At 36.1% G+C, this 20,227-nt stretch carries 16 protein-coding genes; 4 read left to right on the plus strand and 12 right to left on the minus strand.

Going from position 1 to position 20,227, the window contains the following annotated elements; translation table 11 throughout:
- Positions 1-51 precede the first annotated feature (51 nt).
- From comGB to DW196_RS05025, 4 genes are all read right to left on the minus strand, one after another.
- The gene (comGB, locus tag DW196_RS05010; protein WP_158563521.1) at positions 52-1,101 is read right to left on the minus strand and encodes a competence type IV pilus assembly protein ComGB; all 1,050 of its coding nucleotides are present in this window, start codon (positions 1,099-1,101) and stop codon (positions 52-54) included.
- Complete coding sequence (gene comGA / locus DW196_RS05015) at positions 1,055-2,008, minus strand: competence type IV pilus ATPase ComGA (protein WP_118250469.1); 954 nt, start codon at positions 2,006-2,008, stop codon at positions 1,055-1,057. Before comGA ends, comGB begins: the two co-directional genes overlap by 47 nt.
- A gap of 92 nt (positions 2,009-2,100) precedes the next feature.
- Positions 2,101-2,823 carry a YebC/PmpR family DNA-binding transcriptional regulator gene (locus tag DW196_RS05020; RefSeq protein WP_079347082.1) on the minus strand — a complete coding sequence of 241 codons (723 nt, stop codon included), beginning with the start codon at positions 2,821-2,823 and terminating at the stop codon, positions 2,101-2,103.
- Between the two features lie 75 nt (positions 2,824-2,898).
- Entirely contained in the window at positions 2,899-3,411 is a 513-nt protein-coding gene (locus DW196_RS05025; protein WP_118250470.1) for a VanZ family protein, read from the minus strand.
- Positions 3,412-3,507: 96 nt separating this feature from the next.
- Between DW196_RS05025 and DW196_RS05030 the strand changes: the two genes are divergently transcribed.
- Positions 3,508-5,322, plus strand: coding sequence for a M3 family oligoendopeptidase (locus DW196_RS05030; RefSeq protein ID WP_071457561.1), 1,815 nt, complete (start codon positions 3,508-3,510; stop codon positions 5,320-5,322).
- A 45-nt stretch (positions 5,323-5,367) separates the two neighbouring features.
- Here the strand turns inward: DW196_RS05030 and DW196_RS05035 are convergent, their stop codons facing one another.
- The 8 genes from DW196_RS05035 to DW196_RS05070 form a co-directional block, all read right to left on the minus strand.
- On the minus strand, positions 5,368-5,880 hold the full coding sequence (locus DW196_RS05035) for a QueT transporter family protein (RefSeq protein WP_071457562.1): 513 nt from the start codon (positions 5,878-5,880) through the stop codon (positions 5,368-5,370).
- A gap of 135 nt (positions 5,881-6,015) precedes the next feature.
- Positions 6,016-6,765: a 3-oxoacyl-ACP reductase gene (locus DW196_RS05040; protein WP_071457563.1), complete on the minus strand. Its 750-nt coding sequence runs from the start codon at positions 6,763-6,765 to the stop codon at positions 6,016-6,018.
- Positions 6,765-6,986 carry a DUF2829 domain-containing protein gene (locus tag DW196_RS05045; protein ID WP_071457564.1) on the minus strand — a complete coding sequence of 74 codons (222 nt, stop codon included), beginning with the start codon at positions 6,984-6,986 and terminating at the stop codon, positions 6,765-6,767. The genes DW196_RS05040 and DW196_RS05045 overlap by 1 nt, the downstream gene beginning before the upstream one ends.
- Before the next feature lie 10 nt (positions 6,987-6,996).
- On the minus strand, positions 6,997-7,746 hold the full coding sequence (locus tag DW196_RS05050) for a hypothetical protein (protein ID WP_147408670.1): 750 nt from the start codon (positions 7,744-7,746) through the stop codon (positions 6,997-6,999).
- A gap of 105 nt (positions 7,747-7,851) precedes the next feature.
- On the minus strand, positions 7,852-11,502 hold the full coding sequence (gene rpoC / locus DW196_RS05055) for a DNA-directed RNA polymerase subunit beta' (protein ID WP_071457566.1): 3,651 nt from the start codon (positions 11,500-11,502) through the stop codon (positions 7,852-7,854).
- 45 nt (positions 11,503-11,547) lie between these two features.
- A complete protein-coding gene (gene rpoB / locus DW196_RS05060) occupies positions 11,548-15,123 on the minus strand; it encodes a DNA-directed RNA polymerase subunit beta (RefSeq protein WP_071457567.1) in 3,576 nt (1,191 codons plus the stop codon).
- A gap of 705 nt (positions 15,124-15,828) precedes the next feature.
- Positions 15,829-16,431, minus strand: coding sequence for a class I SAM-dependent methyltransferase (locus tag DW196_RS05065; protein ID WP_071457569.1), 603 nt, complete (start codon positions 16,429-16,431; stop codon positions 15,829-15,831).
- A 3-nt stretch (positions 16,432-16,434) separates the two neighbouring features.
- The gene (locus DW196_RS05070) at positions 16,435-16,998 is read right to left on the minus strand and encodes a GDSL-type esterase/lipase family protein (RefSeq protein WP_118250472.1); all 564 of its coding nucleotides are present in this window, start codon (positions 16,996-16,998) and stop codon (positions 16,435-16,437) included.
- A 92-nt stretch (positions 16,999-17,090) separates the two neighbouring features.
- Between DW196_RS05070 and DW196_RS05075 the strand changes: the two genes are divergently transcribed.
- From DW196_RS05075 to guaA, 3 genes are all read left to right on the plus strand, one after another.
- Positions 17,091-17,633, plus strand: a complete 543-nt coding sequence (locus DW196_RS05075; protein ID WP_118250473.1) for an acyl-CoA thioesterase — start codon at positions 17,091-17,093, stop codon at positions 17,631-17,633.
- A 12-nt stretch (positions 17,634-17,645) separates the two neighbouring features.
- Positions 17,646-18,569: a type I pantothenate kinase gene (gene coaA / locus DW196_RS05080; RefSeq protein WP_118250474.1), complete on the plus strand. Its 924-nt coding sequence runs from the start codon at positions 17,646-17,648 to the stop codon at positions 18,567-18,569.
- 61 nt (positions 18,570-18,630) lie between these two features.
- Entirely contained in the window at positions 18,631-20,157 is a 1,527-nt protein-coding gene (gene guaA / locus DW196_RS05085; protein ID WP_071457884.1) for a glutamine-hydrolyzing GMP synthase, read from the plus strand.
- The last annotated feature ends 70 nt before the right edge of the window (positions 20,158-20,227 follow it).

Raw genomic sequence — 20,227 nt, forward strand, 5'->3', positions numbered from 1 at the left:
TTTCAAGCAACGTAAAACCGTCATGTTTTTTTCTTAACTTCTTTAACGTATTCAATAGAAATCCCCCATTCCACTGTATATTGGTAATAATAAAGAGCCATAAACTGATACAATCAACACAGCAATTAATAAAAATGTGATTGGCTGTAGCCACTGAATTTTCTTCTCACATTCGGCAATAAATACTTCCCACTCTCGTTGTCCAAATACCACTAGCTCTTGACCTAATTTGCCGTGAACCTCTCCTTGTCTTATAATCCAGGTTAGTTCTGGTTTTAAGAACGACCACTGACTGATTGGCTCATCAATAAAAATACCCTCTTCTAATTTTATTTTAAGTTTTTTTGACATCTCTTGCATCAAGTCAGAATAGCCTTTTTGTTGCATAATTAAAACGACTTCTTTAAATTCCATTCCTTGGGATAATAAATTTCCCCATTCTGTTGCGAATAGAGACGTGTAATAACTTGTTAATAATTTTCCGACAAGCGGTATTTTACAATACAACTGTAATTTTTTGATTTGTGATTCTCGGTTTAATCGTTTATTTATCAAATAACAACTAGCAAAAATCAGAATCAAACCAATACCACCATACTTCAGCCCATTATCCAATAAAGTAAACATACTAGGTTGTGAATCATCTTGGGATAAATCAGACAACTGAGGTAAAATGAACCACTTCATTCCGACTATCATTGCAAGTAAAAATAACAACAATAACACTGGATAACTTAGTACTTTTATCATGTCTTTTCGTTGTTTTTCCCTTTCTTTCATTTGGGTGGACATTCGCTTTAACGTTCCTACTAAGTCTCCATGTACTTCAGAAAACTTGATTGGCGCTAATTGTTCTTTAGAAAAACCTACACCCATCAAACAATTAGCAAACCTCTCTCCTTTCAACAACTTCTTTTCAATGTATTTAAATTGTTTATCCTGTTTGATAGAGATTGTCCGCATAAATTTGATGCTTTGTTCTAAACTAAAACCATTTTCTAAAAGGTTCCCTAATAGGTATACAAATTCATATTGCTCTTGACGTGATAAAGCCTTAATTTTGGTAGGTTTGGTAAGTTTTTTGTGTAATTCTTTTTTCATAGTAGGCTTTCTGCAAGCTTTTTTCCCAGCTGTTTTTATTTTCTTTGTCTGATATATCATATAGCACACCATATTTTCCTTTTGTCGTCAGTGGAATCATCTCTTGATAGATAATTCCTTGTACACTTTGATTGATTTCCTCTTTAGGAATCCCTAATTCGATTAATCGTGCTTCAACTCCTTTCCTATTTTTTGCATGAATAGTCGAAAAAACTAAATGTCCAGTTAAAGCCGCTCGCATAGCCATCTGAGCTGTCTCCCCATCTCTTATTTCGCCAATCATCAAACAATCTGGGCGATGTCTTAAACATACTTTAATTAATTCTTGATATATCAGCCCAATCTTTTCATTCACTTGCAATTGCATAAGATGGCTGTCTTCAATTTCAACAGGATCTTCAATCGTAATAATATGTTTATTTTGTTTATGAATCAGGTGCTGCATCAAAGTATGCATGGTCGTTGATTTTCCAGAACCAGTCGGACCAGAAAATAAAAACAAGCCATTACGCGTGACTTGTTGGTTAATGCTATCTAACTGTTTTGGGTTGATGAAATGAAGCGTCTTTGAAGACATCGGGTATAAAAAACGAATCACCAATGTCTCCCTATTTAGAAAATCTCCTACCACAGATAAACGTATTCTGACGTTTCCTTGTTTGCGTTTTATTGTCGTTCCACCCATTTGTACTTTTCGTTTTTCTGCAATATCCATTCCAGCTAGATATTTAAAATATAAAATCAATTGCTCTGCCGTTTTATGAGAGAGCTGACTGTAACGATGAATATCATGATGGTGCCTAAATGATAATTCATAATGTGATGATTTTGGTAAGACATACAAATCACTCATTTGATTGGAAAAACCATAATCTAATAATGTCATAGCAAGTTTTTTCATTGTCATTTCCTTTCTCATAACTTATATTTGCGATTTTTTTGAAATTGACCTAAAAAACACAAAAAAACCAACTAGACGTTATCTAGTTGGTCATTTATTTACATATCAGCTGATGTGAAGACTTCTGACACGTCATCATCGTCTTCTAACGTATCAACGATTTTCTCTAATTTTTCTTTGTCACTATCACTCAATTCAACCAGTGTTTGTGGCACCATTGTTAATTCTGCTTGCGCTAATGTGTAATCTTTCTCTAACGCATCTCGCACCGCTGTAAATTCACTTGGATCCGTGTAGATTTCAAATACTTCATCAGACACCTCGATGTCGTCTCCACCTGCTTCAAGCACACTTAATGTCATCGTATCTTCATCCACATCTAGTCCCTCACGTTCAATCACAATATATCCTTTACGATCAAACATATACGCTACCGAACCTGATTCTCCTAAAGAACCACCATTTTTATTAAACGCCACACGCACATTAGTCGATGTACGATTACGATTATCTGTTAAAGTATGAACCAAAATGGCAACACCTGCTGGGCCGTATCCTTCATATACTACTTCATCATAGTTTTCACCTTCACCAGCACTTGTTGCTTTTTTGATTGCACGCTGGATATTATCATTAGGCATATTGGCTGTTCTTGCTTTATCTAATACTAATCTTAATGAAGGGTTAGAAGATGGATCGGGACCACCACTTTTTGCTGCCATATAAATCTCGCGTGATAATTTTTGAAACACTTTACCACGTTTAGCATCTTGTGCTCCTTTTCTATTCTTAATGTTATTCCACTTTGAATGTCCTGCCATTTCAATTCCCCTCTTTCTAAAATAATATAAAACACATAACTTTAGTTTAACATAAGTTGTTCTATAATGAGACCTTTATCTAACCTTCTTTGACCTATTGTGAATAAATCCAAAATAAATCACTAGCATCACACATGCTGTTAACGCCCCAACACTATCAAGCATCACATCTTGAAAAAGTGGTGTTCTATCACCTGTTAGCATTTGATGATATTCATCCATCGCTGCATAACCTGTCGCACTAAACCACGCAAAAAACAAACTCCAGATTGATTGCTTTAATTTAGAATGTAACACTAAAAACAAACTTCCCCCTAGAATAAAAAATGTAAAAAAATGAGCGGCTTTTCGGATAAAAAATTCAACAAATTTAAAATAACCCATTGCTCGAATACTGACTTCACTGTCACCATAATTAAACATTATTCCTTGAAGTTTTGATGCAAATGGCTCACTTTGCAACCACTTTTGAAGTAGTGGAACAGAACTTTGCTCTGTATAGGTTTTTGATGAACTATAAAATAAAATAACCATAATCACAATCGCGATTGCAGTATACACTTTAGGTTGACTTAATTTACTTTTCATAATGAACTTCTCCAATCTTAAATTTTTTTGCTTTTTTATCATTGTTTTTTAATAGTATAGGGTATAATATAACCATAATGAAAGGAGTCAGATAAAATGACATATTCAATAACATGGGATTTAGATTCAATTTTTAACGGAGGTATTGACTCAAAAGAGTTAGAACAACGCCTATTATTACTAGATGACGAGATTACAGAATACCAATCACTTGTCACAGACTGGAATCCAGAAACAGATGCGCCTGATTTCCAAACATTTGAGGCAATCATGACTGTTCAAGAAAAACTATCTAAAGGATTTGGTCAAACAATTAGTTTTGTCAATGCCATTCAATCTGCAGATGTAAACAATAAAAAAGCTGGTAGTGTATTAGCTGGTTTATTTACTAAATTGACTGGTTTTAAAAACGCTAATGTCTTATTTAATAAAAAACTAACTAACCTTTCAACTGATACTTGGAACACACTTCTTCATTCTGACTTTGCCAAAAAACAAGGTGTGGCTTTTAATTTAACAGAAGCTCGTGAACAAAGCAAACGCTTATTAAGTGAAAATGAAGAGTCCGTTATTAACCAATTATCAACAGATGGATTCAATGCTTGGAGCTCTCACTACGATACAATCGTAGCAAACATCCAATTTCCATTTGAAGAAGATGGTAAAACAACGTATCTTTCAGCCGGTCAAGCTTTTAACCGTATGATGGGAGACGCTGATAAAGATGTTAGACAACGTTTGTTTGATACATGGGAAAAAACTTGGGCAAATTATGCACCACTTTTTGCAGACACCCTAAATCATTTAGATGGATTTCGATTAACAAATAACAAACTACATGGTATCACTGATCATTTGGAAATTCCATTAGAGTATAATCGTATGAAAAAAGAAACATTGGATGCTATGTGGGGAACAATCGCCGCAAACAAACAACCATTCGTTGATTTCTTAACTCGTAAAGCACAATTATTTGGTAAAGAAAAAATGGATTGGCAAGATCAAGATGCACCTGTTATTTTAGGTGAGTTTGAAGAAAAACGTTACACATTCAATGAAGCAGCTGATTTTATTATTGAAAATTTCAATAAATTTAGTCCTAAAATGGCTGACTTTGCTAAAATGGCCTTTGAAAAAAGTTGGATTGAAGCAGAAGATAGACCAGGTAAACGTCCAGGTGGTTATTGTACTGGATTACCAGAAAATGAAGAATCTCGTATCTTCATGACATACGGTGAATCAATCAACGAAGTCTCTACATTAGCTCATGAATTAGGACATGCTTTCCATTCACACGTGATGTGGGATTTACCATCCGTTAGTCAAGATTACGCCATGAACGTAGCCGAAACAGCTAGTACTTTTGCCGAACTGATTGTCGCTGACGCAACGCTTAAACAAGCTAAATCAGCCGAAGAAAAAATCAATTTACTTGATATTAAAATGCAAAACGCCACAGCGATGTTTATGAACATTCACGCACGTTTCATTTTTGAAAATAATTTCTATACTGAACGAAAAGAAAAAGTCTTAACAGATACAGAAATCACTGATTTAATGGTCGCTGCTCAAAAAGAAAGCTACTGTGATTCATTGAATTCTTATCATCCACATTTCTGGGCAAGTAAACTGCACTTCTATATTGATGATGTGCCATTCTACAACTTCCCATACACATTTGGTTACCTGTTCAGCTTAGGTATTTATGCCTTCGCTCAAAAACAAGGAACATCATTTGAAGATGACTATATCGCTTTATTACGTGATACAGCGTCAATGACAACTGAAGAATTAGCCAAAAAACATTTAGGTGTTGACTTAACATCAAGTGAATTCTGGCAAGCTGGAATTGATATGATGATTCAAGACGTTAATACTTTCTTAGAATTAACAGAAGACTACGTTAAATAAATTAAAAACCTCTATGATTGAGCAATATCAATCATAGAGGTTTGTTTATTTAGTAAAATCAATTTTTTTACTCATCCAGTATATCATAACCCCACCAACTATCATCGAAAATAGTTCTCCTAAGCCAATAATTAGCCAGTTATAGAAAAATGGTAAATTATATAATACTGTGAGTTGTCCTGCAACAGTAAACATAGATATCGCAAACGTCATAGCTGTTACAACCATTTTTATTTTCATATTGTTGATACGTTTCGTGATGGCATAATTGATGACCAATACTAGAAACGTACTAATACTTCCAACCAATACATCAATAATTCCTAATGGTGAAAAAGCATTGGCTATCGCCACACCTAATGTCACAGCAACTATATAGCGTTTGTTATAAAGTGACAAATAATTAAACATTTCAGATAATCTTAACTGAATCACACCAAAACTAATGACCGATAACACTAACGTCACTGCAACATACAATCCTGCCACAATGGCCATTTTTGCTGTATCTTGTGTTGTCCAAGACGCCACAACAGATTGTTCTTTTTTATTTTCCATTTACATTTCTCCTTTACAAGGAATTACCTTGCTAATAACTACAACCAAAGGATGTGAGAAATATTTCCCAACGAAGTGTTGTAGTGCGAAAACTCGCTAATTAATAGGATACACTTTTTCTACAAAAAAACAATCCTATTTTGTCATCCATCCACCATCAATTGGAACTATACTTCCTTGTATATAAGATGATGCTTGACTTGCTAAAAAAAGGGTTAATTGAGCCACTTCTTCAGGCGATGCCCAACGTTTACAAGGCGTTTCATCTGCTACCCATTTAGCCATGTGTCCATCTCCTGAAAAATCAGCTGCATTCATTGGCGTTTTGATTGCTCCTGGTGCAATCCCAACCACATGAATCCCTTGTTCAGCATAATCTAAAGCCAATTGTTTTGTAAATCCGACAACAGCATGTTTTGACATGGTGTAACTAACACCACCCCCACCACCAATCAACCCTGCGATAGACGCCATATTGATAATCGTACCACCTTGTTGTTTTAACATCATCGGTAATATTAATTTAGTCAATCGAAAGTAACTTTTCACGTTCGTTTCATAGATAACATCCCATAGTTCCTCAGATATTTCATTCAATGGCTTAAACTCATCCAATTTACCAGCAGTATTTAATAATATATCTATTTTACGATACTTCGCTAAGCACTCACTAACTGCTTGTTCCAAATCATCTTTTTTAGTGACATCACCTTTAAAAAAAGTAAATGATTCTGAGTATTGTTTTTCTATTTCTTCTTTATCAAAACCAAACACATATGCCCCTTGCTCTAAAAACAAACAAGCTTGTTCTTTGCCTATACCAGACGCCACTCCTGTGACAAAGACTACTTTCCCTTTAAACTCTGTATAATTAATAGAATTCATTAATCTACTATCTCCCAATCATCTGCTAAGATATCGCACACAGTTGGCGCAAAACTTGAAAAACCTTCATCACTTGTTTTAATTAAAAAATAATCAGTCACGGGACAATCGTCATATGTTTTACCTGACACAAGTGTGACATACAACTCAAAACCACCCCAGCCTTTTCTAATTACTTTTTTCCCTGCTTTTAATTCTGGTAGTATTTTTTCAAATGTCATATTGTTCTCCTTATTTATTTACTATTGATAATATACGTTGTAATTCACTGATTGCATCTGTATCTTCTGAATAACTAAACTCTTTTACGTTAATTTGACTTTTTGGAATAGTTCCTTCATCACTTGCTTCATTAAAACCAGTTGATAATGATACATCACTTTTTAACTCATAAATCATACCATTATCACATAGAATATACTTAACAATTGGTTTAGTGGTATCAGCTACTTCACTAAATCCAGCTGCAAATGAACTTTGTTGACGCTCATTTGTGGCTCCAAGAGTACCATTTATCGAATAATAAAATGTTACACCACCTACGACATGAAGTGGGAAAAAATCATAGCCAGGATTTTCCAGATCTTGTGCCATTGCTAGTCCATCTGGTGTTACAGTAAACCAATCTCCCCGACCTGCTGCTCCGTGATCAAAAAACTCAGATGTAACAGCCATGCCTCCAACCTTCGCTCTATCACTTGCCCAGTTTAAAAATTGCTGATTTATGTTTTGTAACACGCCAGTTTGATAAAACATCTCTTTTGATAGAGTTGTTTCACCAGAACCATTTTGGTTTGTCTCTTCAGATGTAGTTGAACTTTGTTCGGATGTTTCTGTCGTTGAACTTTGTTTTGTTGTTGATTGACTAGCTTCTTCACTAGAACTAGTTTGACTAATTTCCGTCTCATCATTATTTGAGTTTTGACTACAACCAACCAACACTAAAGATAATAACAATAATGCTACCCATTTTTTCATCATACTCGCCTCATTTTTTATTTTGATAAATTAAGTTTAACACGAAATGATAACCGACTCGATAAAAAAACTAGCATAAGTCTATTCGACTTATGCTAGTTCTAAAATTTATTCTTGATTTTTTAACGCTTCTGCAGCAGCCATTTGTGCTTCAATATCACTGATACTATATACATTTTCACTTGCTACGCCCACTTCTTTTGGTTCCATGTTACGGTATTTAGCCATACCAGTACCAGCTGGAATGATTTTACCAATGATAACATTTTCTTTCAATCCAAGTAAGTGGTCTTTTTTACCTCTAATCGCAGCATCTGTCAAGACACGAGTTGTTTCCTGGAATGATGCAGCAGATAAGAAACTGTTTGTTTCAAGTGAGGCCTTAGTGATACCTAACAAGACTGGACGACCAGTTGCAGGTGTTCCACCAGAAACAAGTGTGTTATAGTTACGGTCTTTAAATTCACTAATATCAACTAGTGTACCTGGTAAGATATCTGAATCACCTGGATCCATAACTCTTACTTTACGTAACATTTGACGAACCATAACTTCAACATGTTTATCTCCGATTTCTACCCCTTGCATACGGTAAACTTTTTGTACTTCTTTAAGCAGATAATTTTCAACAGCTAATACATCTTTAACAGTTAACAATTGTTTTGGATCAATTGATCCTTCTGTTAATGGAGTACCACGGTCAATAATATCACCTTCAGCAACTTTCATACGAGAAGTATAAGGCACAGAATATGTTCTTGTATCTGTTGTTCCTTTTACTATCACTTCTTTTGTACGATCTGCTTGATCTTCAGTAATTTCGATGACTTCACCAGCTACTTCAGAAATAACAGCTTGTCCTTTAGGATTACGTGCTTCAAAAATCTCTTGGATACGAGGTAAACCTTGAGTAATATCGTCTCCAGCAACCCCGCCCGTATGGAATGTACGCATGGTTAACTGAGTACCAGGCTCACCGATTGATTGGGCAGCAATTGTACCAACTGCTTCTCCAACTTCAACTTCAGAACCAGTCGCTAAGTTACGGCCATAACAATGTTTACATACACCATGTTTTGTATTACATGTAAAGACTGAACGAATCGTAATTTGCTCAATACCTGCATCGACTATTTGTTTTGCAATGTCTTCTGTAATGATTTCATTCGCACCAACAATCACTTCTTTTGTTTCAGGATGAATCACTGATTTACGTGTGTAACGACCTAACATACGCTCTTCAAGAGTTTCAATGATTTCATTTCCTTCTTTCATCACTGAAATATCTAAACCACGGTCAGTTCCACAGTCAGTTTCACGAATGATAACATCTTGGGCCACGTCAACTAAACGACGAGTTAAGTAACCTGAATCGGCTGTCTTAAGGGCAGTATCGGTCATACCTTTACGCGCACCGTGAGTCGAGATAAACATTTCTAAGACGGTTAACCCTTCACGGAAGTTAGATACGATAGGTAACTCCATGATACGACCGTTAGGAGCGGCCATAAGTCCACGCATACCTGCTAACTGAGTAAAGTTGGAGATGTTACCACGGGCTCCAGAATCACTCATCATGAAGATTGGGTTACGTGCGTCTAAACTTTCCATCAGTTTTTCTTGGATAGCATCTTTTGTTGCATTCCAAATACCAATAACTCGTTCATAACGTTCGTCATCTGTGATTAAACCACGACGGAATTGTTTTGTTACTTTTTCTACTTGGTCATGTGCTTCTTCAATCATTGCTTGTTTTTCATGTAAAACAACGATATCGGCAATCCCTACAGTCATACCTGCATAAGTAGAATGTTTGTAACCTAAGTCTTTCATTCTATCTAACATTTTAGATGTTTCAGTAATTTTGAAACGTTTGAAGACTTCAGCGATAATATTACCAAGATTTTTCTTCTTGAATGGTCCAACTTCTGGTTGTTCTTTGATGAATGCAGGAATGTCTGATCCAGCTTCAACAAAGTATTTATCAGGTGTTTGAACTGTCAAGTTATAATCAGTTGGTTCATTTAAGTAAGGGAATTCTGGTGGCATAATCTCATTAAAGATTGCTTTACCAACAGTTGTTGTTAAAATGCGTTCACGTTGCCACTCTGTAAATGGTTTCTCAGGCATTGAGCTTGTTTGTAAACCAATACGAGTATGTAAGTGGACACAACCGTTTCTCCATGCTAGAACAACTTCGTCTAAGTCACGGAAAATCATTCCTTCACCAATTTGTCCTGGTTCTTCCATTGTTAAGTAGTAGTTACCAAGGACCATATCTTGAGATGGTGTAACAACTGGTTTACCATCTTTTGGATTAAGGATGTTTTGAGCAGCAAGCATTAACATACGTGCTTCAGCTTGAGCTTCTTCGTTTAATGGAACGTGAACCGCCATTTGGTCCCCATCGAAATCGGCATTATACGCCTCACATACTAATGGGTGAAGACGAATCGCGCGTCCTTCAACTAAAACTGGCTCAAACGCTTGGATACCAAGTCTATGTAGAGTCGGTGCTCGGTTAAGTAATACAGGGTGTTCTTTGATCACATCTTCTAATACATCCCAAACAGCGTCTTCTTGACGTTCGATTTGGCGTTTTGCATTTTTAATGTTGCTTGCAATTTCACGTTTAACTAATTCATGCATCACAAATGGTTTGAATAATTCAATTGCCATTTCTTTTGGCAACCCACATTGGTACATTTTTAAGAAAGGGCCAACAACGATAACTGAACGACCTGAGTAGTCAACACGTTTACCTAATAAGTTTTGACGGAAACGACCTTGTTTCCCTTTCAACATATGAGATAACGATTTAAGTGGACGGTTACCTGGTCCAGTTACTGGACGGCCACGACGACCATTATCGATTAACGCATCTACCGCTTCTTGAAGCATACGTTTTTCATTTTGAACAATAATTCCTGGTGCATTTAAGTCTAATAAACGTTTCAAACGGTTATTACGGTTAATGACACGACGGTATAAGTCATTCAAATCACTTGTTGCAAAACGTCCACCTTCTAATTGGACCATCGGGCGTAAATCTGGCGGGATAATTGGCACAACGTCCATTACCATCCAGTCAGGATCATTTCCTGATGTACGGAATGCTTCTAAGATATCTAAACGACGAATAGCACGCGTTCTTTTTTGTCCAGACGCTTTTTTCAATTCTTCTTTTAATTCAGCGACTTCTTTTTCTAAATCAACTTGTTCTAATAAACGTTTGATTGCTTCAGCACCCATACCAGCTTTAAATGCTTGGCCATATTGCTGACGTTTTTCACGGTATTCACGTTCAGTTAGAAGTTGTTTTAATTCTAAGTTAGTGTCACCTGGATCTGTGACTACATAAGAAGCAAAATAAATGATTTCTTCTAATGCTCTAGGACTCATATCTAATACAAGACCCATACGACTAGGAATTCCTTTAAAATACCAAATATGTGTTACTGGAGCTGCAAGTTCGATATGACCCATACGTTCACGACGAACTTTAGAACGTGTTACCTCAACCCCACAGCGGTCACAAACGATTCCCTTATAACGGATACGTTTATATTTACCACAAGCACATTCCCAGTCCTTAGTAGGACCGAAAATACGCTCGCAGAAAAGACCATCACGTTCTGGTTTTAAAGTACGGTAGTTTATTGTCTCTGGTTTTTTCACTTCACCATATGACCAGCTTCTAATTTTTTCAGAAGAAGCTAGTCCAATTTGCATACTTTCAAATTTATTTACATCGATCAAAAGATGTCCCTCCGTTTCTTTGTCTGTCAGAATAATTCAGCTGGATTATTCTTGGTTTTCTTGTGCATCTTTCAACGATTTTTCTGCTAATGCTTTTTCTTCTTGCTCTTTAGCATATTTTGCTAAGGCATCAACAGTAATCAAATCATCGTCCTCATCATCCATATCACGTAATTCAATCTCTTGATCGTCTGCATCTAATACTCGCATGTCTAATCCTAAAGCTTGTAACTCTTTAACAAGTACGCGGAATGATTCAGGAACACCTGGTTTTTGAATTGGTTCACCTTTAACGATAGATTCGTAAGTTTTCACACGACCTACAACGTCATCTGATTTATAAGTCAAGATTTCTTGTAAAGTGTAAGCTGCTCCGTATGCTTCAAGAGCCCAAACTTCCATCTCTCCAAAACGTTGTCCACCAAATTGTGCTTTACCACCAAGTGGTTGTTGTGTAACTAATGAGTAAGGTCCAATAGAACGTGCATGTAACTTATCATCAACCATGTGAGCAAGTTTCAGCATGTACATTACACCTACAGAAATACGGTTATCAAATGGTTCACCTGTACGTCCATCATAAAGAACAGTCTTAGCGTCGCGAGCAAGTCCTGCTTCTTCAACAGTACTCCATACATCTTCTTCATTTGCCCCATCAAATACTGGTGTTGCAACATGGATGTTTAACGAGCGAGCTGCCATACCTAAATGCAACTCTAATACTTGTCCAATGTTCATACGAGAAGGTACCCCTAATGGGTTTAACATGATATCAACTGGTGTACCATCTGGTAAGAATGGCATATCTTCTTCTGGCATAATACGAGATACTACCCCTTTATTACCATGACGACCGGCCATCTTATCTCCTTCATGAATTTTACGTTTTTGAACGATGTACACACGAACTAACATGTTAACACCTGGAGATAACTCATCTCCGCCTTCACGAGTAAAGATTTTAACATCATGAACAATACCGCCTCCACCATGTGGAACACGTAGAGAGGTGTCACGAACTTCACGAGCTTTTTCTCCGAAGATTGCATGTAATAGACGTTCTTCTGCTGATAATTCTGTTACCCCTTTAGGAGTGACTTTACCAACAAGTAAATCACCATCTTTTACTTCAGCACCGATACGGATAATACCCATTTCGTCTAAGTTTTTAAGTGCATCTTCCCCAACGTTTGGTAACTCACGAGTAATTTCTTCAGGCCCTAATTTTGTGTCACGTGCTTCTGATTCGTATTCTTCAATATGAATAGATGTGTACACATCATCTTTAACTAATCGGCGACTCATAATAATCGCATCTTCATAGTTGTAACCTTCCCAAGTCATGAATGCTACTAAAACGTTTTGTCCTAATGCCATTTCCCCTTCTTCCATAGAAGAACCGTCAGCTAGTGTATCGCCTTTTTCAACGATTTCACCTTTTCTAACGATAGGGCGTTGGTTATAACTTGTACCAGCATTTGAACGGTGGAATTTAATCACATTATATTTATCTAAAGCACCGTCATTACGACGAACACGTACTTCACGTGCATCAACGTATTCAACGACACCATCATGTTTACATAAAAGTGCTGCTCCTGAGTCATGGGCAGCTTTGTATTCCATACCAGTTCCAACAAGTGGAGAACGTGGTTGAATCAAAGGTACTGCCTGACGTTGCATGTTCGCTCCCATAAGTGCACGGTTAGAGTCATCGTTTTCCAAGAAAGGAATACATGCTGTCGCTACCGCAACTACTTGTTTAGGTGAAACGTCCATGTAGTCAACTTTATCAACTGATACTTCTAAGTTCTCACTTTGAATACGAGCCATAACTAAGTCTTCGGCAAACGTACCATCTTCATTTAATGGAGAGTTCGCTTGCGCTACCATGTAATGGTCTTCCTCGTCAGCTGTTAAGTAATCAATATGTTCTGTAACACGTTTTGTTTCACGGTCAACACGACGATATGGTGTTTCGATGAAACCATATTTATTTACTTTCGCATAACTTGATAGACTATTGATTAACCCGATGTTTGGTCCCTCAGGTGTTTCAATCGGACACATACGACCATAATGTGAGTAATGCACGTCACGTACTTCATATCCAGCACGGTCACGTGTTAAACCACCAGGTCCTAAAGCTGATAGACGACGTTTATGCGTTAACTCGCCTAATGGATTAGTTTGATCCATGAATTGTGATAACTGAGAAGAACCAAAGAATTCTTTCATAGATGCCACAACTGGACGAATGTTAATCAATTGTTGTGGTGTTAGTGTTTCAGTGTCTTGGATAGACATTCTTTCACGAACCACACGTTCCATACGAGATAACCCGATACGGAATTGATTTTGTAATAACTCACCAACCGAACGAATACGACGGTTTCCTAAATGGTCAATATCGTCTACTTTTCCAATATCTTCCATTAAGTTTAAGAAGTAACTGATCGTAGCCACAATATCAGCAGGACGAATTGTTCTTACATCTGCATCAAGTTGACCGTTACCAATGACGTTTACAACACGTTCAGGGTCTTTTGGTGACACAACTTTAATGACTTGAACAGTCATTGGTTCAGTTACAACACCATCTTCACTTGGATAGTATGTTTCGTTGTTTAAACCATTATCTAAATGTTTTTCTAATTCATCCATCACTGTATGCGTGATAACTGTTCCTTTTTCTACAAGGATTTCTCCAGTTTCAGGATCAACTAATGTTTCAGCTAACGTTTGGTTTAACAAACGTGTTTTAAGGCTTAATTTTTTATTTACTTTGTAACGACCAACTGCTGCTAAGTCGTAACGTTTTGGATCAAAGAAACGAGAGTTCAATAAGTTTCTTGAACTTTCAGCAGTCTTTGGCTCGCCTGGACGAAGTCTTTCATAAACATCTTTTAACGCTTCTTCCGTACGAGAATCGCTAGAATTTTTATGAATATCTTTTTCAATTGTTAATTGTAAACTTTCGCTTTCACCAAAAATTTCTGTAATAGTCGTATCTGAACCAAATCCTAATGCTCTAACTAATACTGTTAAAGGAATTTTTCTTGTTCTATCAATACGAGCATAAGAAAGGTTTTTCGCGTCTGTTTCAAGCTCTAACCATGCACCACGGTTAGGAATAACAGTTGTTCCAAATCCCTCATGTCCATTTTTTTCTTTCTTCTCATTGAAATAAACTCCGGGTGATCTTACTAACTGTGATACCACTACACGCTCAGCACCATTGATAATAAATGTTCCCATCTCTGTCATTAGTGGGAAATCTCCAAAGAACACTTCTTGCGACTTGATTTCTCCTGTCACTTGATTATCCAAACGTAATGTTACGTGGATAGGAGCTGAGTAGTTAGCATCATGTGCGCGAGCTTCCTCAACTGTATACTTTGGTTCTTTCATTTCGTAATCGACAAATTCTAATGATAATTTATCGCTAAAATCTGTAATTGGCATAATGTCCTCAAACATTTCGCGTAAACCTTCATCTAAAAACCACTTATAAGAATCAGTTTGAATTTCAATTAAGTTTGGCAATTCTAGTACTTCACTAATCCTAGAATAGCTACGTCTTTCTCGGTGTTTTCCGTATTTCACTACGTGTCCAACCAAATTAGTCACCCCTCTGAGTTTTTTCAAAAATACCTTATGTTACAAATGTTAAAAAAATATAACAATTTAATTACTTATGTGTTTTAAAGTAAAAAAAAACCAAAAATAGACGTTGAACATATCTTGATATGGTCGTTCTATTTTTGTTTTCCTATAAAATAAAGGCATATGGACAATATTTCATCGCCTTCAACATTCAAAACATAAAGGTTTCTGCAACTAACCATTCTAGCGTAAAAAAACTTATTTGTCAACATTTTCCAATAAAAAAAAGCTAGAATCTCTTCTAGCTCATCCCCCATAAAACAATCCCTCATAACAAACTTACCCGTAACTATTTTTCCCCTACAAAAAATAGTTACATGAGTCAATTAATCAAGACTGGCGTTCCCTGCTTACCTAATCCTATTCCCCTAGATAAGTCATTAGATAAACAACTAAATGTTCTTTTCTTTTCATTATATCGGAACCTGTTGTTCATATGCCCTTACTCATACTAAAACAGTGTGTTAAACACGCGTTCTGACTTATAGACACAAAACGGAGTATAAGTCTCATAACAAACCATCTCTAAACGGAACTGCTATTTCATTATAATGATTTTCACTGATTTTTTTATCCCACTTTTTTCCTATCCATACGCAATACGTTCGTTAAATCTTTTTTTGAATAGCTTCCTATGTATTAAATCGTTCGGATTTAACGTTATATTTTATAACTTTTAAAAATGTAATATCCTTTTGAACTTGTAATTACCTCAACTTGTCCAAAGACTTCTTCCATTTTTTTCTTCGCGCTCGGTGCACCTTGTTTTTTCTGAATAACAATCGTTAAGGTACCATTTGGTTGTAAATGTTCTTTCGCGCCTTCTATAATTCTATGCACAATTTTTTTTCCTGCACGTATTGGAGGGTTACTTACAACAGCTGAAAAATCTTGTTTTGTCACTGAATCATAGACACTTGATTCATACACTTCCGTATTTGTTATTCCATTTAATTCAGCGTTTTCTCTTGCTAATTCCATCGCACGCTCGTTTACATCAACCATATGCACATGGCGTTTAGTTGAATCTGCTAAAGATAAACCAATAGGACCATAACCACAGCCGACATCTAATATGTCCCCCTCTGGTAAATCATCATCTGAAAAAGCTTCTATTAAAACGCGTGAACCAAAATCCACTTTATCTCTTGAAAAAACATTGCTGTCGGTAATAAACTGATATGTTTTTCCTAATAATGGGTACGTCAACGTTTTCCTGTCATGAGCCGTTTCAGGTTTGTTTGTATAATAATGTGCTGTCATTTTTCACACTCTTTCTTTAATTGTGTCTACTATTAATTTTGCTAATAAATTATACCCATCTTCTGAAAAATGTAATCCATCAGATTGTAAATAACTTGTTGGGGTTTCAGAGGCAATCATTTCTCCCAATAAATCAATGTAGCTTATGTTAAATAATTTAGCAACTCGTTGAGCCGCATTATTGTATTGCATCAAATCAACTAGTGGGCGTTCATTTCGATACATCATTTGATGAGCATAAGGTGGGCCAATCAACACGACCTTTTTTGCACCAATCTGTTCCACTAAGTAAGTTAAATTCTCTTCATATTGTAATAATGAAATACCTGAAAGTTTTTCAGCATCATTTGCCCCAAAGAAAATCGTCACAATATCTGGCTCATAAGACACGACATGATCTTGATAACGACTAATCGCACCCTTAGAGGTATCACCAGGAATTCCCGCATTTATAATCTTAACTTTTTTATTTAACAACTGTTCGATCTTTGTATTTAAAACAATGTCAATTTCACCATTTTTATAACCTGCAGTAATACTATCACCGAATAATATTATTTTTTTCATCTTTCAAACCTCATTTCATTATCTCAGCGTTTATCTATGATATAATCAGTTAGACTTTATAATATCATACCACGAAAAAAGGAGTTTTTAACGTGTTTGTATCACTACCAAATGAAAAAAAATGCAAGGAATCTTACGCTATTCAAACTCATCGCGTATTTCCTAATGATCTTAACTCATTCGGTGCCTTATTTGGAGGAAAACTAATGTCTTTAATCGATGACACAGCTTCTATTGCTGTTTCTCGCCACTGCCGTATTCCAACAATGACAGCATCAACTGATAGTTTAGATTTTTTACATCCTATCTATGAAAATGATGCTGTAACGGTTGAAGCATATGTTTCAGGTACTGGTAAAAAATCAATGGAAGTTTTTGTCAAAGTAACTGGCGAAAACTTGAACACAGGACAACACTATTTAGCTGCAACCTGTTTTATGACATTTGTTGTTGTAAAAGTGGATGAGACCTTTACAAGCGTTCCTGCGATTATACCTGAATCTATTGAAGAAAAAATGATTCATAAAGGATACAATAAGCGACGAGAAAATAGACTAAGAGAACTATCATTTAATAAAGAATTAGGTCAATATATCTCTCAACAATTACCTAATCTGATTGAAGATGATAAGTAGAGGAGTCGACTCATGGATGAAAAAACAAATTTCTATCATTTAACTCGTGATGAGTGGCAAGGTTTTTATCGTAATGGTACTGCACCATTAACGGATGAAGAACTGCAACAAATTAAAAGTTACAACGATACTATTTCCTTACAAGACGTACAGGACATTTATATTCCACTGACTCATTTAATCAATATATATATGAAGGAATATGAATCACTACATCTAAGTAAGGGGTTATTCATGCAGAAGTTTTTACCTCCTTCTCCATTTATCATTGGTGTTGCTGGTAGTGTGGCCGTTGGAAAAAGCACGACAGCTCGTTTACTACAAATGATGCTCTCTCGTATTTTTAAAAGACGTCATGTCCAACTCATCACAACGGATGGTTTTTTATATTCTACTGATGAATTAACTAAACGAGGTATTTTAAATAAAAAAGGATTTCCTGAAAGTTATGATATGGAAAAATTATTATCTTTTTTAAATGCTGTTAAAAACGGTGGAGATAATTTAAAAATCCCTACCTATTCTCATGAGGTCTATGATATTATTCCCGGGGAATTTGAAACAATTTCGCAACCTGATATCTTGATAGTTGAAGGGATTAACGTCCTACAACTTCCAGCGAATCAACACATTTATATCAGTGATTTCTTCGACTTTTCAGTCTATGTCGATGCTGATCCACAACTGATTGAAAGTTGGTATTTAAAACGCTTCGAAGATTTATTGGTTCTTGCAAAAAACGATAAAACTAATTATTATTATGAATATGCTAATGGTCCGCGTGAAGATGCATTAGCGATGGCTCGTCGTGTGTGGAAAGATGTCAATCTAAAAAACCTCAATGAGTTTATTTTACCAACTCGTAGCCGTGCAGATGTTATCTTGCACAAAGCACAAAATCACGAGATTGATGAAATTTATTTACGTAAGTTTTAATAATATTAATATATAGAAAGAAAAGGTGAAGTAAGTGACGAAAGTATCTGAACTTAAAGATATGGAAAAGATTATAGTGTTAGATTTTGGTAGCCAGTACAACCAATTAATCACTCGACGTATTCGTGAATTGGGCGTATTCTCAGAATTATTGAGCCACAAAATTACTGCTGAAGAAATCAAAGAAATTGCTCCTAAAGGAATTATTTTCTCTGGTGGACCAAACAGTGTGTATGATGATGGAAGTTTTAATATTGACCCCGAAATATTTGAATTAGGCATTCCTATTTTAGGCATTTGTTATGGTATGCAATTAATGACACACAAATTAGGTGGCGTTGTTTCTGAAGCTGATAGCCGCGAATATGGTAAAGCTGTATTATCTCTAACAAACGAATCAACTTTATTTGATTCTCTACCGGAAGAACAACAAGTTTGGATGAGCCATGGTGACTTAGTTACTGAAGTACCTGAAGGATTCACTGTTACAGCAACAAGTGAAAACTGTCCAATCTCTGCTATGGAAAATCATGCGAAAAAAATGTATGCTGTTCAATTCCATCCAGAAGTTCGTCATTCAATCAATGGTAACGATATGCTACGTCAATTTGCTTTTGACATCTGTGGATGTAAAGGTGATTGGTCAATGGATAGCTTTATTGATATCGAAATCGCTAAAATCCGCGAGCAAGTTGGAGACAAAAAAGTCTTACTTGCTTTATCAGGTGGGGTTGACTCAAGTGTCGTTGGGGTATTATTACAACGTGCTATTGGGGATCAATTAACTTGTATCTTTGTTGATCATGGTTTATTGCGTAAAGGTGAAGCGGACCAAGTTATGGAAAGTTTAGGTGGAAAATTTGGATTAAACATCATTAAAGTGGACGCAAAAGATCGCTTCTTAGATAAATTAAAAGGTGTATCTGACCCTGAACAAAAACGTAAAATCATTGGTAATGAATTTATCTACTTATTTGATGATGAAGCAGCAAAACTTGATGGTATTGAATTCTTAGCTCAAGGAACACTTTATACAGATGTTATCGAAAGTGGAACTGATACAGCTGAAGTGATCAAATCACATCATAACGTTGGTGGACTTCCTGAAGACATGGCCTTCAAATTAATTGAACCATTAAACACATTATTTAAAGACGAAGTTCGTGCGTTAGGTACTGAACTTGGCATGCCAGACTCAATCGTATGGCGTCAACCATTCCCTGGTCCTGGATTAGGTATCCGTGTCTTAGGCGAAATCACTGAAGAAAAATTAGAAATTGTGCGTGAAAGTGACGCTATCTTACGTGAAGAAATCGCAAATGCTGGTTTAGATCGTGACATTTGGCAATACTTTACTGTTTTACCAGGTATCCGTTCTGTTGGGGTTATGGGAGACGGTCGTACTTATGACTACACTATCGGTATCCGTGCGATTACATCAATTGACGGTATGACTGCTGACTTTGCTCGTATTGATTGGGACTTATTACAAAAAATCTCAGTTCGCATCGTAAATGAAGTCGATCACGTTAACCGTATCGTGTATGATATTACAAGTAAACCACCTGCAACTGTTGAGTGGGAATAATCAGAATTGATCTCGCTGTTAACTTACTTAGAACAATAGCTACAGCTAAAATTGGTATACTCAATAAAGT

The sequence above is a fragment of the Vagococcus sp. AM17-17 genome (genome assembly GCF_003471765.1).
In the GTDB taxonomy this organism is placed as follows: domain Bacteria; phylum Bacillota; class Bacilli; order Lactobacillales; family Vagococcaceae; genus Vagococcus; species Vagococcus teuberi.